Source organism: Pseudovibrio sp. Ad37, assembly GCF_001623075.1.
Taxonomy (GTDB): Bacteria; Pseudomonadota; Alphaproteobacteria; order Rhizobiales; family Stappiaceae; genus Pseudovibrio.
The window spans coordinates 112,607-128,597 of record NZ_LMCF01000079.1; the positions used below are offsets into that span (position 1 = coordinate 112,607).

14 protein-coding genes are annotated in these 15,991 nt (G+C 52.2%); 5 read left to right on the forward strand and 9 right to left on the reverse strand.

All coding sequences use genetic code 11. The annotated features are described in order from the left end of the window. Positions 1-102 precede the first annotated feature (102 nt). The 7 genes from PsAD37_RS13445 to cofG form a co-directional block, all read right to left on the reverse strand. Positions 103-1,137, reverse strand: coding sequence for a TIGR03842 family LLM class F420-dependent oxidoreductase (locus PsAD37_RS13445; RefSeq protein ID WP_063296576.1), 1,035 nt, complete (start codon positions 1,135-1,137; stop codon positions 103-105). Between the two features lie 93 nt (positions 1,138-1,230). Beyond that, on the reverse strand, positions 1,231-1,899 hold the full coding sequence (gene npdG, locus PsAD37_RS13450) for an NADPH-dependent F420 reductase (protein ID WP_063296577.1): 669 nt from the start codon (positions 1,897-1,899) through the stop codon (positions 1,231-1,233). Beyond that, positions 1,896-2,666, reverse strand: a complete 771-nt coding sequence (gene cofE, locus PsAD37_RS13455; protein ID WP_063296578.1) for a coenzyme F420-0:L-glutamate ligase — start codon at positions 2,664-2,666, stop codon at positions 1,896-1,898. The genes npdG and cofE overlap by 4 nt, the downstream gene beginning before the upstream one ends. Continuing rightward, a complete protein-coding gene (cofC, locus tag PsAD37_RS13460; RefSeq protein ID WP_063296579.1) occupies positions 2,666-3,316 on the reverse strand; it encodes a 2-phospho-L-lactate guanylyltransferase in 651 nt (216 codons plus the stop codon). Before cofC ends, cofE begins: the two co-directional genes overlap by 1 nt. Continuing rightward, on the reverse strand, positions 3,313-4,296 hold the full coding sequence (cofD, locus tag PsAD37_RS13465) for a 2-phospho-L-lactate transferase (RefSeq protein WP_063296580.1): 984 nt from the start codon (positions 4,294-4,296) through the stop codon (positions 3,313-3,315). Before cofD ends, cofC begins: the two co-directional genes overlap by 4 nt. Then, a complete protein-coding gene (gene cofH, locus PsAD37_RS13470; RefSeq protein WP_063296581.1) occupies positions 4,293-5,567 on the reverse strand; it encodes a 5-amino-6-(D-ribitylamino)uracil--L-tyrosine 4-hydroxyphenyl transferase CofH in 1,275 nt (424 codons plus the stop codon). The genes cofD and cofH overlap by 4 nt, the downstream gene beginning before the upstream one ends. Beyond that, on the reverse strand, positions 5,564-6,703 hold the full coding sequence (cofG, locus tag PsAD37_RS13475; RefSeq protein ID WP_193778265.1) for a 7,8-didemethyl-8-hydroxy-5-deazariboflavin synthase CofG: 1,140 nt from the start codon (positions 6,701-6,703) through the stop codon (positions 5,564-5,566). The genes cofH and cofG overlap by 4 nt, the downstream gene beginning before the upstream one ends. Before the next feature lie 826 nt (positions 6,704-7,529). On the opposite strand from cofG, the gene PsAD37_RS13480 reads away from it, so the two are divergent. The 4 genes from PsAD37_RS13480 to PsAD37_RS13495 all read left to right on the forward strand — a co-directional run bounded on the left by PsAD37_RS13480 (position 7,530) and on the right by PsAD37_RS13495 (position 12,366). Beyond that, entirely contained in the window at positions 7,530-8,801 is a 1,272-nt protein-coding gene (locus PsAD37_RS13480; protein ID WP_063296582.1) for a Zn-dependent hydrolase, read from the forward strand. A gap of 32 nt (positions 8,802-8,833) precedes the next feature. After that, positions 8,834-10,288: a dihydropyrimidinase gene (gene hydA, locus PsAD37_RS13485; protein ID WP_063296583.1), complete on the forward strand. Its 1,455-nt coding sequence runs from the start codon at positions 8,834-8,836 to the stop codon at positions 10,286-10,288. Positions 10,289-10,499: 211 nt separating this feature from the next. Next, a complete protein-coding gene (locus tag PsAD37_RS13490) occupies positions 10,500-11,999 on the forward strand; it encodes an NCS1 family nucleobase:cation symporter-1 (protein ID WP_063288494.1) in 1,500 nt (499 codons plus the stop codon). 79 nt (positions 12,000-12,078) lie between these two features. Continuing rightward, the gene (locus PsAD37_RS13495) at positions 12,079-12,366 is read left to right on the forward strand and encodes a DUF1330 domain-containing protein (RefSeq protein WP_057465313.1); all 288 of its coding nucleotides are present in this window, start codon (positions 12,079-12,081) and stop codon (positions 12,364-12,366) included. A gap of 78 nt (positions 12,367-12,444) precedes the next feature. Here PsAD37_RS13495 and PsAD37_RS13500 read toward each other — a convergent pair whose 3' ends face one another. Together PsAD37_RS13500 and PsAD37_RS13505 are read right to left on the reverse strand one after the other, a co-directional pair. Next, positions 12,445-14,079: an AMP-binding protein gene (locus PsAD37_RS13500; RefSeq protein ID WP_063296584.1), complete on the reverse strand. Its 1,635-nt coding sequence runs from the start codon at positions 14,077-14,079 to the stop codon at positions 12,445-12,447. Positions 14,080-14,138: 59 nt separating this feature from the next. Next, positions 14,139-14,807 (reverse strand): TetR/AcrR family transcriptional regulator, encoded by a 669-nt coding sequence (locus PsAD37_RS13505; protein WP_063296585.1) that lies wholly within the window; start codon positions 14,805-14,807, stop codon positions 14,139-14,141. A gap of 133 nt (positions 14,808-14,940) precedes the next feature. Here PsAD37_RS13505 and dctP point away from each other — a divergent pair, with 133 nt between their 5' ends. Next, entirely contained in the window at positions 14,941-15,939 is a 999-nt protein-coding gene (gene dctP, locus PsAD37_RS13510; RefSeq protein WP_063296586.1) for a TRAP transporter substrate-binding protein DctP, read from the forward strand. The last annotated feature ends 52 nt before the right edge of the window (positions 15,940-15,991 follow it).

Here is a 15,991-nt window from a genome sequence, read left to right on the forward strand (position 1 = left end):
GTAATAATAAAGAGTTAGAGCTTGATGCGTGAATGCACATGAACACAGCATGCTCTAATAAGAGAAAAGGCCGGGATCATATGGAACCCGGCCCGTGTTTGCTTAGCTGACAGCTTCCGGTGTTTTTGCGTTGTCCGCGTTAAATGCCGGAATGATCTTTTCGCCGTAATCTGCGATGATCTTCTCTTCGTCACCACTGTCCAGATAGATGTTGAACTGAGTGATGCCTGCATCTTTCAGCTTGTTCAGCTTTTCAATGTGGTTTTCAGGTGGGCCGAGAACTGCAAAGCTTTCAACGATATCATCGGTAATGAAGTCGAGGAACGGATTGTCGCTCTGACCGTGCTTGGAATAGTCATAACCACGACGATTCTCGATGTAAGAAGTCAGAGATGCAGGTACCTGATCGGTGTTTGATCCATACTTCTCAACGATATCTGCCACATGGTTGCCAACCATAGCAGGGAACCATTTGGTCTTTTCAATGCCTTCTTCCAGTGTGCCTGTATGAGCAGGAGCAGCTGCCATAATGCCGAAGTTGCTCATGTCACGGCCAGCTTCTTCACCAGCTGCAACTGCCTGATCGCCAAGCCATTTACAAATGCCAGGCTCCGCAATCTGAAGAATAAGGCCATCGCCTACGCGGCCAGCAGAGCTCAACGCTTTTGGCCCATAAGCCGCAACCCAGACAGGGAGCTCATAACCATCCGCCCATGGGAACTTCACTGGCTCAGGGCATTCACCGTACTGCGCTTCTTCACCACGGATCAGAGCTTTAACAGTGTGAGTGAATTCTTCCAGACGCTTCAGCGGAGCAGGTTTTTTGCCCATCACGCGCACAGCACTGTCGCCGCGGCCCAGACCAATATCAAAACGACCACCGGACTGTTTGGCAAGCGAACCAAACAAGCTGGCTGCATGAGACCAGTCACGGGTGTTTGGGTTGGTCACGCATGGTCCAAAACGCATGTTTTTGGTGTGTTCCATGCACATTGCCATAGCCACGAAGCTCTCACGCCACAAAATGTGACTGTCGTAGAACCAGCAATACTTGAAACCAGCATTTTCAGCCTGACGAACCAGTGCCTTCGCGCGCTCTGGTTCTACAAACCCTTTAAAGCAAATACCAAAGTCCATGTGTGTCTCCTTCACAAATAGTAAGGTGTTGTTCAAAACGTACCCTCGAAAAACGGCAGTTGGTTTTCGAAGAAGGATACGCCCGAAAAAGTCTTAGTGATCCGGTGCCCAGATGCGGATTCCCGCATGTGTAAACGGCACAGCTTTTGAAATGTTCTGACGAATGAGGATCGGGGTAATCGCCTCAATACAGCGTGCTGCTTTTGCATTGCCGCTATTGTAGGTTTTCACATCGAGCTTGTTGACCAGCTCCATCACCACCTTGCGGGCAGCAAGGCTGTCACCGCACACGAGGATGTCGCAGTTGATCGGCCAATCCAGATTGTTCAAAGTCGTGGCCGAAACATTGTGCAATGCGCCCACAACAGGAATGTCTGGCCCAAGCAATGCTTGTGCAGCCTCAGTAGCAGAGCCTTCTGGCGGCATTTCGACGGTCTTCGGGTCACCTGGGGCAAGCGGAACAACAATGTCGATCAGGATTTTACCAGCAAGGTGCGGTTTCAGGGCGTTTAACGTTGCGTCGTGCGCTGCATAAGGCACAGCAAGCATAACGCACTCGCCAGCCGCTGCCACCGCATCCTCGTTACCCATACCGTTGATCTGCGCAGAACCTTCTGGGAGCTTGCTCATCAACTCCTCGGCAATTTCCTTGCCGCGAACTGCATCACGAGAGCCAAGCGCAACGGGACCGCCCGCACGTGCAAACCTGAGTGCAAGCCCCTGACCCTGTGGCCCGGTTCCTCCGATAATTGCTAATGTCATCGGAACATGTCCTCCTTCTTAGATCTTATTAAATCCTGTGCCGAGCTCGCCTCCAGCGTCCAGTTCAGTCCGCGAAACAGCACAACAGGCGTCTGTCCTGCTTTGCTGATCACCAGACCGGAAGCCGCGGCCAACTCATCTGCAAAGGCTGGTTCAGTCACACTGAGCAAACGCCCATGTGCATCCGAGTTGCCTTGTTCTTTGATTGTTGCCGGAACACCGGCAAGGCCCACAGCCACGTTCACTTGGCCAAGTCGCCAGGGCCGTCCAAAAGTGTCCGTAATGGCGAAGCCGATCTCGACGTTAAAGCGTTTGGAAAGCGCCGCCTGCATGCGGGTAGCGCTGGCATCCGGGTCTTCAGGCAGCAAAATGAGCGTTTCATCTGTGCCGCTGTTGGATTCATCGACGGCCGCATTGGCGGAAATGAAGCCCAAACGGTGCTCACAGATCATCGTCCCTTCATTTTGCGTCGGACGCTTAAAATGGCGAACCACCCGAGTGCTTTCCTGCAGGATAATCTCAACCTTGCGTGGGTCTTTGTTCAGCTCCTCCGCATAGGTCTGCGCGTCTTCAGAAGGCGTGACATCTGACAGGCTCACAATGCGGCCTTCCGCCTTGGAGAAGATCTTATGCGCAGATGTCAGGACGTCTCCGTCTTGCAAAGAAAGCCCAGCTGCCTCAATGGCATCGCCCAAAATAGCAGCGAGATCATCGCCGGGATTGATCTCTGGAATGTTCGGTATCGCATGTAGGGAAAGTGTATGCATCAAACAGCTCTCCGATCGGAACGTTTTGCACGGAGCCGGGGCTGATGTGCGCTCAAATCTTCCATATAGTCGATATCTCTGGAAAAGGAGGAGGACGGAACGATCACGCAGTTCAAACCACGCTCTGCCGCTTGGGCCTGATGCTTCAGAAAGGATGAACTGCCATAGGTGAACGAAATGGCATCCGGCGGCGTTACAATCAGCACATTGGTGCCGTAGTCATGTGCCGGGCACAAAACCAGTGAATTCGGCGAACCAACAAGTCCCAGAAGCCGCTCAAACTCACCAAAGTCAGGAGCTGCGATATCGGCAGGTAAAACGCATAGTGTCTCGTAATCATGCGCTTTTGCCCAAAGAGCAGCAGTGGTCAGTGCACAGTTCAGTCCATCTTCCTGTCCCTCTAAGATCAAGTGAAGGCGATGATCAGTCACGGCTTTTGCGATATCCGCTGAACTTGTGACCACTGCAATCTCAAAGGGCGTGCTGCTGCGTGCCTGGGCGTCCTGCAGGAAGGCAACGGTCTGCGCAAATAAGTTTGCGGCCACGGTGGCCCGTTCTCTGGCATCAAGATCCGGCCCAAGACGCGACTTGGCTCTCGCAAAATCTTTTACCGGAACAACAATAAGCGTTTTGAAAGTGGTTTCCGTCATGCACTCAGCTCCTGGGCCTCGGAAGCTTTTTCACTCCCAACACCAGAAACTGCGAGTAACGCCGCTGCCAGACGTACTTTGTCATCGCGGGTCTTCATAAGGATCGTGTCCGTGAAGGTGCGCAGACCAAGGTCATTGATGGCAGTCACATGCTGCTCATCTGCGTGGTCAATCACAAAGCAATCCAGAAAATCCGCATAAATCTGCGCCACGCCAAAGGCTGATGCTTCATAGCCAAGAGAAGCCAGCATCCGGTCCGCAGGGCCTTTCACGACACCGCCATTGATGATCGGCGAAACTCCAACCTTTGGAGCCTTGGAGGCCTTCACCGCTTCCAGAATACCGGAAATTTTCAGGATTGGCAGAATGCTCACGAGGGGGTTGCTTGGTGCAACCACAATCAAGTCTGCCTCAGCAAGTGCGCTCAAGGCTTCCTCAGTGGCATGTGCGTCCTCGATATGATCGTAATGCAGCTCCCGAACCTCAGGCGCACAGCGCTCTTTGACGAAGTATTCCTGAAAGCTCAGCCAACCTGCCTCCGTTCTCACACGCGTTTGAACCGTATCGTCCGTTGGCAAAATTATCTCGCACTCAAGGCCAAAGCTCTTGGCGATATCACGTGCAATATGCGTTGGGCGATCTCCCTGACGGCGTCGGTGTGTGCGGTAGATGTGTAGACCAAAATCACGGTCTCCAAGTGACATCCATGTATCGTCACCCAGTTTAGAGAGCGTGTCTAACGCGCGGTGGCCTTCATCCGCCACACCCCAACCTTGTTGGCGATCAATCACATCGGCAAGCGTGTAGGTGAGGGTATCAATGTCCGGCGAAATCCAAAGGCCGTGGAAAGCTTCGTCATCTGCAATGTTGCCGATGATGGAAAGCTCTACGTTCTCCAGATGATACAGGCCTTCCGCCATTTTGGCGCCGCCAACCCCTCCGGCAATCAAAGTGACTTTGATAGGCGTGTTTGAGCTCATCCAGCACCTCCAGCCGCTTGTACAGGCGCACCATCAGCCTCAGTCAGGAAGTTCAGCAGCCCGGAATGTGCGCGGGCAACCAATGGCGCCTGTTGTTCTGGCAATCCATCGGCAAAATCATTGATCACGCCATAAATGGTGTTGCGCTGAACAGGCTCTCTGCCTGCTTCCTGAATGACTTGGCACATCTCATAGGCTGTGATTTCCTGCCCATGAGCCGCCCCAGCAGAGCGGGAGATGCTCTCATTCATCAAAGTGCCGCCCAGATCATTCACGCCGCATTGTAAAAGATCAGAGGCAAACTCAGCACCAAGCTTAGTCCAGGAAACCTGAATGTTGTCGATCCAGCCATGCAGCATAATCCGCGAAACTGCATGCATCTTGCGTACTTCCAAATCAGTCGGACCAGGGCGCACGTTTTTCGGATCCGCCGTATAAAGTGGGCTCTCGGAGTGAACGAAGCTCAGGGGCACCAGTTCGGTGAAGCCTCCGGTTTCCTTTTGAATATCGCGCAGCAAGGCGATGTGAGCCGCCCAATGCTCCGGTCCATCAATATGGCCGTACATAATCGTTGCGGTGGTCGAAATTCCAACCTCGTGGGCCGCTTTGATGATCTCCACCCACTTCTCGGTGCTCAATTTGTTACGGGTCAGCTGCTGGCGAATATCTGTGTCCAGAATTTCCGCCGCTGTACCGGGCAGGGAACCCAGCCCGCAATCCTTCAGGTCCTGAAGAAAGTCCGTGTAAGACTGCTTGGTCTTGGCCGCACCATACCAAACCTCAAACGGCGAAAACGCATGGATGTGCATGTCCGGCAGCGCTTTTTTGATTGCCAGCACGAGCTCACGATAATAAGTGCCTTCCATTTTCGGGTGTAGTCCACCCTGAATGCAGACCTCAGTCGCTCCGCGGTCCCAAGCTTCCTGCGCCCGTGCCACAACTTGCTCAGGCACCAGCCATTCGGCGCCAGGGTCTTCGGTTCGCTTGGCAAATCCACAAAACTTGCAGCCCATGTAGCAGACATTGGTGAAGTTGATGTTCCGGTTAACTACAAAGCCCACCCGATCACCATTGCACCGCTGACGAAGCGTATCCGCCACATAGGCAATAGCTGGAAATTCTTCTGCTGAGGCACGGAACAGGCATTCGCCTTCAGCTTGAGAAACCTCATTACCAGCCAGCGCCTTGCTCAAAATATCACGAACGGGAGCGCTAACACTGCGAAACTCTGGCGTATCACCGGCGCGCTGCGGGAAATTGTGAAGGGTCATAGGGTGCCTCCTGACTGAAGCGAGGCAGAGGAACCCATCTGTTCCCAAAGCCCTTGTGATTTTGAAAGCACAGCAGGGTCAACAAACTCGGTTTTATCGCGCAGATAACTCGGATAAACGGTCAGGCGCTCTTCCAGCTTCTGCCCTGCCAGCTGAGTAGATTGTGCAAGCTCATCAATCACTGGCCAGCGGTGCTGTGGGTTGATGAAATCAATGGTAACCGGCGAAATGCCGCCCCAGTCGTTGATACCCGCACTCAGGTATTCCATATGTCGCTCACTCAGATTTGGCGGTGCCTGAAGACTGATTTTTGGTGAAAGGATCAACCGGGCCACGGCCAGCGTGCGCAGCATGTCATCCAGCGAAGGTTCCGGATGGTTTTCCATTCCGATCCCTGGCTTGCGCTGGAAATTCTGGATAATCACTTCCTGGATATGGCCGTGCCGAGCATGGCTTTCATTGATAGCCTCGAGTGCTTCAATGCGCTCTTCCCACGTCTCGCCAATGCCGATCAGCAGTCCGGTGGTAAACGGGATCTTCTTTTGTCCAGCACGTTCCAAAGTCCGCAGGCGCTGGACAGGAGCCTTATCCGGACAGCCGTAATGCGGTTGGCCTTCTTTCATCAATCGACGACTGGTTGTCTCCAGCATCATGCCCATAGAGGCGGCAAAGGGGCGAAGCTGATCAATCTCTTCATCGCTCAGCGTACCCGCATTCACGTGGGGCAGGAGAGTTGTTTCCCCCAGCACCATCTCACAGGCATCCGCCAGATAGCTTATCATGGAACTGTAGCCAAGCGTTGCCAGAGCCGCTTTCGCCTGCTCGTAGCGCAGTTCGGGCTTCTCACCCAGACTGAACAGCAGTTCCTTACATCCGGTCTCTTCACCCTGACGCGCCGTACGCATCACTTGCTCCGGTGTCATGATGTTGGCTTCGGGCGAGCTGGGGTGTTTGACAAATGTGCAATACGTACATGTATCCCTGCACATGTTTGTCAGTGGTGCAAAAACTTTACGGGAGTAGGTGACAGTGTTGCCCCAATACTGAAGCTTTACTGTAGCAGCCTGTTGCATCAGATCCCGAAGATCTGAGCCTTGCACTTCCCCCAGGTATCGCGCTTGGTCAGCAGTCAACATAATTTTTTACCTCTCGGTCAAAAAATATCGGCAACTACCAGTTAGTCAAGCAAGAATTATCTCTAAGGCAGAATATCTGTTTTGCAATGCAAATATAACCTGTCCTCCAAAATATAAACTTGGAGTGATGCAGAGCTTTTTGGGTAAGTTTGCAGTGCAGCATTAGAGGTCTCTAAGTTAGTTTTTTCTTGTTAAAGCTTATCTTGGCAGAATAGATAGTGAACTTTACTCGCATATTTATCCGCTGAGGCTTTGTCTGTTCTATTTGTTACACTTTTATAATTAGGTGCGAAAAATAAACTAAGTTGTGGAGCTTTCTTGTGTGAGATAGCGGTATGCTGAGAGAGAGGTCGGCTAATTTATCGGCTTACCCCTTGTAATGTTAGAGATATTTCTTACTAGTATCAGGAGCCTGAAACAAATTTTGAAGGTGGGTTGACAGATAATTGACTGTTTGGTCCAATTTACCCAAAGTTTTGGGAGGGGAATATCCAAGATTTAAGCTGAACTAAGCTATTGTATGAGGGGGCCACCTCTGCATACGATACCTACTCTGTTCCAAATGGGAAAAATAACCCTGCGGGAAATCTAGTAGATTGAATTTTTGACATATTTTGCCTGCAGCTTGTTTATGTGCGGTTGCAATCCGTCCGTCCTGTCAAAAAAAGAGATACAGCTCGAATCCTGCGAAAGTCCTCATCGGTTTTATCAGTTTTATACTCCTTCGGGAGACCAGATAACTATGGCGAGCCCGTTGTGATTACAAAGAATAAAGCGCGGGTGAGTTGAATAAAACGACGTTGTAAAAGCGTTATCGGAGAGACTTATGAGTAAACTTGGCTCAAATCATCGTATTAATGGTGACAGACTGTGGCGTAGCCTTATGGATATGGCCCAAATCGGACCCGGTGTTCGTGGCGGCAACAACAGGCAGACGCTCACAGACGAAGATGCCGAGGGCCGCAAGCTTTTCACCATCTGGTGTGAGGCTGAAGGCATGTCAATGCACATCGATACCATGGGCAATATGTTTGCCCGGCTGGAAGGGGAAGATCCGAGCCTTGATCCGATCATGATCGGCTCTCATTTGGATACGCAGCCAACTGGTGGCAAGTATGATGGTGTGCTTGGTGTACTTGCAGGTCTGGAAGTGATCCGCTCCATTCGTGAGCGTGGCATAAAAACCAAACACCCAATTGAGGTGGTCAACTGGACCAACGAAGAGGGCACCCGTTTCGCACCGGCTATGCTGGCCTCTGGTGTGTTTGCTGGTATGCACACGCAGGACTGGGCCTATGATCGCGAAGATGCAGAAGGCAAAAAGTTTGGCGATGAGCTGAAGCGCATCGGCTATGTGGGCGAGGAGCCAGTCGGCGCGCGCAAACTCCATGCCATGTTTGAACTCCACATTGAGCAGGGACCAATCCTCGAAATCGAGGAAAAAGACATCGGTGTTGTCACCCACGGTCAGGGGCTCTGGTGGCTGCAGGTCACCCTCACAGGAAAAGACAGCCACACCGGTTCAACCCCAATGCCAATGCGCAAAAATGCAGGTCTTGGCATGGCGCGCATCACAGAGTTGGTGCACCAGATTGCCATGGAGAACCAGCCAGAAGCCGTTGGCGCCATTGGACATTGCGACGTCTATCCAAACAGCCGCAATGTGATTCCGGGTAAAACCGTCTTCACCATTGATTTCCGCTCCCCGCATCAGGACGTTCTGGATGGCATGAAAGCCAAACTGGAAGCTGAAGCACCGAAAATCGCAGAAGAACTTGGTCTGGGCATCGAGATCGAAGCCGTCGGTCACTTTGATCCGGTCACCTTCGATGAAGGCTGCGTCTCTGCCGTGCGCAATGCAGCAGAGCGCCTGAGCTATTCTCACCGCAACATCATTTCCGGCGCAGGCCACGATGCTTGCTGGATAAACCGTGTAGCGCCAACAGCCATGATCATGTGCCCATGCGTGGATGGTTTGAGCCACAACGAAGACGAAGAGATTTCAAGAGAGTGGGCAACTGCAGGTGCTGACGTGCTGTTCCATGCAGTGCTTGAGTACGCGGAAATTGAGCAAGATACCACCGAGCCAGCCGAATAACCCAAAGATTTGAAAGAGTTGAGGACTGCAATATGTCTAAAGTTATCAAAGGCGGCACGATTGTAACTGCCGATAGAACCTACAAGTCTGATGTGCTGGTTGACGGTGGCAAGATCATCGAAATAGGTAAGAACCTCTCCGGTGATGAAACGCTGGATGCCACCGGCTGTTATGTCATGCCGGGCGGGATTGACCCGCACGTGCATCTGGAAATGCCGTTCATGGGAACGCATTCTGCAGACAACTTCGAGATTGGCACAAGGGCAGGCCTTGCTGGCGGCACAACCATGGTGGTGGACTTTTGTCTGCCATCTCCCGGCCAGTCCATGATGGAAGCGCTTGCCATCTGGCAGCAGAAGTCCGGCGCAGCATGCTCGGATTACTCCTACCACATGGCTGTCACGTGGTGGGGCGAGCAGGTCTTTAACGAAATGCAGGAGGTAGTTGATCGCGGCATCAACACCTTCAAACATTTCATGGCCTATAAAGGTGCGTTGATGGTGGATGATGACGAAATGTTCGCATCTTTCCAACGTTGTGCCGCGCTTGGTGCAATGCCGCTCGTCCATGCCGAGAACGGTGATGTAGTCGCCACCATGCAGCAAAAACTGCTGGCAGAAGGCAACAACGGTCCGGAAGCGCATTCTTATTCTCGCCCGCCGGAAGTGGAAGGTGAGGCAGCCAACCGTGCAATCATGATCGCGGATATGGCTTGTGTACCGCTCTACATCGTGCACACAAGCTGTGAGCAGGCCCATGAAGCCATCCGCCGCGCCCGTCAAAAAGGCATGCGTGTGTATGGGGAACCGCTCATCCAGCACCTGACACTGGATGACAGCGAGTATGCCAACCCGAATTGGGACCACGCCGCACAGCGCGTCATGTCGCCTCCGTTCCGCAACAAACAGCATCAGGATAGCCTTTGGGCAGGCTTGCAGTCCGGCTCATTGCAGGTGGTCGCAACTGACCACTGCGCCTTTACATTGGAGCAGAAACGCTTTGGTGTTGGCGACTTTACCAAGATCCCGAACGGTACAGGCGGTTTGGAAGACCGCATGCCAATGCTCTGGTCAACCGGTGTGCGCACAGGCCGCCTGACCATGAACGAGTTCGTAGCTGTCACTTCCACCAATATCGCCAAGATCCTGAATATGTATCCTAAAAAAGGTGCAATTCTTGAAGGAGCGGATGCCGACATTGTTGTCTGGGATCCTAACCGCTCAAAAACAATCACTGCTGCAAATCAGCAGTCCTGCGTCGAATACAACGTGTTTGAAGGCAGGGAAGTGGTCGGTCTGCCACGCTTCACACTCACCCGTGGCAAAGTCGCGATTGAGGAAAGTACGGTTAAAACCGAACCAGGTCACGGTGAATTCGTTGGTCGCGAGCCAAATGCTCCGGTCGGCGCCGCTCTGTCCAAGTGGAAGGAAATCACAGCGCCTCGCAAAGTTGAGCGCCGGCCAGAATTGATGCCAGCAGGCGTATAAGTCTGCACACAGAGCAAAAGGTGCATCTCCGAAAAGAGGACACTGGCTTTCGGAACAAGAGGCGCCTGAAAACAACAATTTAGAGCATGTCGCAGAGCTAAAAAGCATTGCGATATGCCATCAGGTCCGCGTGGGGTACGCGGGCTGGTCATTAAACGCAGTAGTTTTTATAGAGGGGATCTGCTGCCTTTAATCTGAGGGGAATTACTCGATGTCGGACTCAACTCTAGGCTCAACCGGGAATGTCGTCCCGGACGAGTTTGGTATTATCCATCAGGAACTAGTCGGAATCGACGGTGATCTTTACAACGAAGATCAGCTGCCAACCGCTGCTGTAGCTCGTACATGGAACTGGGTTTCCATCTCCGCGCTCTGGGTCGGGATGGTGGTCTGTATCCCAACTTATCTGCTCGCGTCCTATCTGATTGGCGCAGGAATGAGCTGGGATCAGGCGGTCATGACGATCCTGCTCGCCAACGCAATCGTTCTCATTCCAATGGTCCTGATCGGCCATGCAGGCACCAAGTATGGTATTCCATTCCCGGTGCTGCTGCGCTCGTCCTTTGGTCCAGCTGGTGCCAAATTTCCAGCAGTCGCCCGTGGTATCGTGGCTTGTGGCTGGTTCGGTATTCAGACATGGGTTGGCGGTTCTGCGATCTACGTGATCCTGAACACGCTCATGAGTGGAGCACTGGCAGGTGACCCGCTCCCAATTCTGGGCATCAATGCAGGCCAGTTTGCCTGCTTCATGGCGTTTTGGGCACTGCACCTGTACTTCATCAAAAACGGTACAGAATCCATCCGTTGGCTGGAAACTTATGCAGCGCCATTCCTGCTTGCAATGGGTCTGGCACTGCTGGCATGGGCTTATGTCAATGCAGGTGGGTTCGGCGCAATGCTTTCCACTCCAAGCCAGTTTGCTGAAGGTCAGCCTAAAGAAGGCCAGTTCTGGTCCGTCTTCTGGCCAAGCCTCACAGGTATGGTCGGCTTCTGGGCAACCCTTGCACTGAACATTCCGGACTTTACGCGCTATGCAAAGAGTCAGAAAGACCAGTTCATGGGGCAGGCTGTTGGCCTTCCAATCCCAATGGCGCTGTTTGCGTTCATCGCCTCTGCGGTGACCTCCGCAACTGTGGTGATCTTCGGCGAACCAATCTGGGATCCAATTGTATTGGCTGAGAAAATGGGCGGCATGAGCATTATCATCGCTCTGTTCGCACTCATCGTTGCAACGCTCACCACCAACCTGGCGGCAAACGTTGTGGCTCCGGCGCACGGGTTCTCCAACCTGGCACCGAAATCCATCAACCTGCGCACCGGCGGTTACATCACAGCGGCTATTGGCCTTGTGATGTTCCCATGGATCCTCGTGAACCACATCATCGGTTGGTTGATTGCATACTCAGCGCTGCTGGGGCCGATTGCGGGAATTATGCTGGCAGACTACTACCTGCTGCGCAAAACCAAGCTCAATGTGGAAGATCTGTTCAAGCACAACGGCATCTATTCCGGCTCAAACGGCTGGAACTGGGCGGGCGTGCTCGCGCTGATTATCGGTATCCTGCCAAACCTTCCAGGCTTCCTGGCAGGCGTAGGCCTTTCCGGTCCAGCCTCACCCCTGTTCGCAACCATCTACACCTATGCATGGTTCGTTGGTCTGTTCGTGGCAGGTATCGCCTACCTTATTCTGGCGAAAATCCTGAACAAGTAACAGGCAGACACACACTAAATAACGAGAAGAAGGGGCGGCGTAGCATGCGCCGCTTCTTCCTGTTTCAAAGGAAGAGAAAATGCCAAAAGCCTATTGGGTCGCTCACGTCACAGTCACAGATCCTGAGCCCTACAAGCTCTACGCAGACGGAGCTTCTGCCGCCTTCAAAAAGTACAGTGCCAACGTTCTGGCCCGCGGTGGCAAGTTTGAGGATCTGGAAGGCACAAACCATCCCCGCAACGTGGTGATCGAGTTTGCCGACATGGAAACTGCGATGGCGTGCTACAACAGCGAAGAGTATCAGGCTGCCAAGAAACACCGCGAAAACGCTGGCATTGCCAACATCATCATCGTGGAAGGCGCCTAACGCGCATCTGCATCGGATGAAACGAAAAAAGCCGCAGCGATCAAACTGCGGCTCTTTTTATGTCTTCTGGTGAAAAACTTATTTCTCTCGCAATTCCCGGCGCAAGATCTTGCCCACGGTCGATTTTGGAAGCTCTTCCAAAAACTCCACGTATTTCGGCACCTTATAAGCCGCTATCGCGTTGTGGCAGTAATCCTGCACGGCTTCTGGCGTAACGTCCTCGTTGTTGCGCACAACAAACGCTTTCACCGCCTCGCCAGTTCGCTCGTCAGATGTACCTGCAACAGCCACTTCAACCACACCCTTGATCTCAGCTATCACAGCCTCAACCTCTGCGGGGTATACGTTGAAGCCAGACACAAGCACCATGTCTTTCTTGCGGTCGACAATCTTGAAGTTGTTGCGCTTGTCCATGATCGCAATATCACCGGTACGGAAGAACCCGTCCGGCGTCATCACCGCGGTCGTTGCCTCCGGCTTGCGCCAATAGCCTTGCATGATTTGCGGTCCGCGTGCACAAAGCTCACCCGGCTGGCCAAGCGGAACTTCATTGTCCTCCGCATCCAGCAGCTTGATCTCTGTCTTTGGCATGGACTGGCCAACTGTCTCGGTAAACTCGGTGCTGTCAAACGGATTCACCGAAAGGATCGGCGAGGTCTCACTCAGGCCATATCCTTCAATAATGTGGTGACCGGTCACCTGTTTCCACTTATCCGAAATCGCACGCTGAATAGCTGAGCCGCCACCCATGGCAAATTTGTAGTTGCTGAAGTCCAGTCCATCAAAACCCGGTGTATGCAGCAGGCCGTTAAACAGCGTGTTGACCCCGGTAATCACGCTGAATTTCCACTTCTTCAGCTCTTCCACAAACCCCGGCATATCGCGTGGATTCGTGATCAGCACGTTTCTGGAGCCCAGCCAGTAAAACGACACGCAGTTCACCATCAACGCAAAGATGTGATAGAGCGGCAAAGCCGTTATGACGATCTCCTGCCCAGCACGCATAAACCCGTCTGTTGCCGCATCAAACTGTGCAATATTGGCCACCAGATTGCCATGGCTCAGCGCAGCGCCTTTGGAAAGACCTGTGGTGCCGCCCGTATATTGCAGGTAAATCAGATCACTTGGATTAATCTGCGGCGGTGTAAAGTCCAGCTGCTCACCTTTTTCAAGAACATCTGAGACAGTCAGGCGGTCTGCAAACATCTTGTGAGCAGGCGGTGAGGGCATGTCGACGCCAGATGCATCGCCCACATTAGCAATCACTACGTTTTTCACCGGCGTATCAGCAACCACCTCTGCCAAGGTGGGGCTGGAGCCTGAGAAAACGAAGATTGTTTCGGTGTCTGCATCATTCAGCTGATGCTTCAGCTCACGCGGAGTGTACAGAGGATTGACATTCACTTGAACCAGTCCGGCGCGCAATATGCCGAACATGATAACCGGAAACGCCAGAATATTTGGCAGCATAATGGCGACTCGGTCGCCTTTCGTCAGGCCCAGCTCATTCTGCAAATAGGCAGCAACTGCGCGAGATTTCTCATCAACGTCTTTAAATGTAAGTGACTGGCCAAAATTGGTGAAGGCGACATTGTCTGCAAATCGGCCATTGGCCTCTTCAAAGATCTCGATCACAGACCTGTAACCGTTCACGTCAATTGGCTTGGTAAATACAGTAGGTGTCCACGCTGGAGCACTAAGTGTATCAGTCATAATTCCTCCCAAAATTAAAACTTATACGCGTATATTAGATTATTCTTTCAGCTTACGCTTTAGGAATATCGTTCATCATTCAATATCTTATGGATTTTTCCCTTTTCCTCTTCAAAATCCTTAGGGGGAGCAAGGCCAAGTGAGCCCATAGCTGCCATGAAAAGCATATCAACCATCGCCTGTGACCCAAAACGGGCAGGGCCGGCATTGCGAATGGCTTGATTGGCAGTGAACCCGGTAATCAGCTGAACTGTCTGACGCACCTGCATCTCCCAGTCCTCAAACGGAATCTGGTCCTTATAAGGGGTGCTGAGTTCAAAAATACGCTCTGCTGTCATAACAGTTAGCTGCTGGAAGCGCTTCCAGGTCTCAGGCTCCTTCGCTGAGATCTCATGAGCGGCGCGATACAGGCCAACATTCTCCTGCAACAGCTTGTGGTTCAGAGCTGTCACAAAATAGATGGTGCTCTCAAGCGAGCCGAGGGGATCCTGCAGATCCTGAATAAGGCGTTGAGCATGCTCCTCGTAAATCTCAAAAAGGCGCTCGAACAACATTTCCTTGTTCTTGAAGCGAAAGTAGAAATTACCCGTAGACGAACCCGCAAGTTGAACTATGTCTGAAACCCGCGCCCGCGCCACACCCTCTTTGGCAAAAATCGTTTTTGCAGCTTGCAGGAAATTCTGCTCCGCCTCATAGCCTCGTTTTTGTTTTGGCTTATAAGATTTCATTTTACACTCAAACTAGACGATAAGTTCTGTTTTTGATAATGATAATTGTGTTGCCAAACTATAACATCTCTTGGCTTGGGGCCACTGATAATAGCAGAATGCATGTGTGATTTGGGAACATATTGGGGGGGCTATGGAATTACGCGAATTATTACTGGGGGCAGCACTATCTTTCACATTATCTATGAGTGTTGCACAGGCTGCCAAAGAGCTGAAACTTGCAACCAGTGCGCCTTTGGGTACCCCATGGGTAAACCATGTAGAAGCCATTGCGCATAAGATTTCTGTCAATTCCAATGGAGCAATAAGCGCGAAATTATTTCATGCAGGCCAACTCGGGACAGAACCGGTGATGGTACAAAAAACCATCCGTGGTCGCATTGATATTCTTGGCAGTTCCATGACTGCGTTCTCCACTGTCGTGCCGGAAATGGCACTGATGGGAGTGCCTTTTCTATGGGACAGTTACGCGCAAATTGATTGCGCAATGGACAAACATCTCACGCCTGTTTTTGAACCTCTTTTTGAGAAAAAGGGCTTCAAGTTCCTGCAATGGAACGAGCTGGGCTGGATCCATACCTTCGGCAAAAAGCCATTTCTTGCGCCAGGCGATGTGAAGGGCGTGAAAGTGCGCGCAGCACCTGCAAAATACTCAGTCAACTTCTGGCAGGGCATGGGCGCAAACGGAGTTGTTCTGCCCCTTGCTGAAACACCGTCAGCGCTGCAAACCGGAATGGTTGAGGGCGGAACACTACCAGCCATGACCTATGTGGCCATGGGCATGGGCAAACTCGCACCGCACCTCACGCTCTCCGCACATCTTCACCAGTCTGGAGCATTGGTCATGAGCATGCGCACATGGAAGAAGCTGAGTAAAAACGAACAGGACAGCATCACCAATGCTCTGGTGCCTGTCCAGGGCCTACGAGATGAAGTGCGCTCCATGGCTAAAGACATGCTTGCCGGCTTTCAGGAAAAGGGCGGGCACGTCCATAAGCTTTCAGCGGAGCAACGCGAAGAATGGAAAACAGCTGTCCTGCCATTGCGTGAGCAGTTGGTGAGCTCAATCGGGGGGCAGGCGCAAGAAGTCTGGCCTAAGATTCTAGAGGCAAAGAAAGCCTGTATGCTTTGATTCCATGACACGTGAAAGGAAGAGCTTACTGCATTTTTAGGGCTCTTTTCAA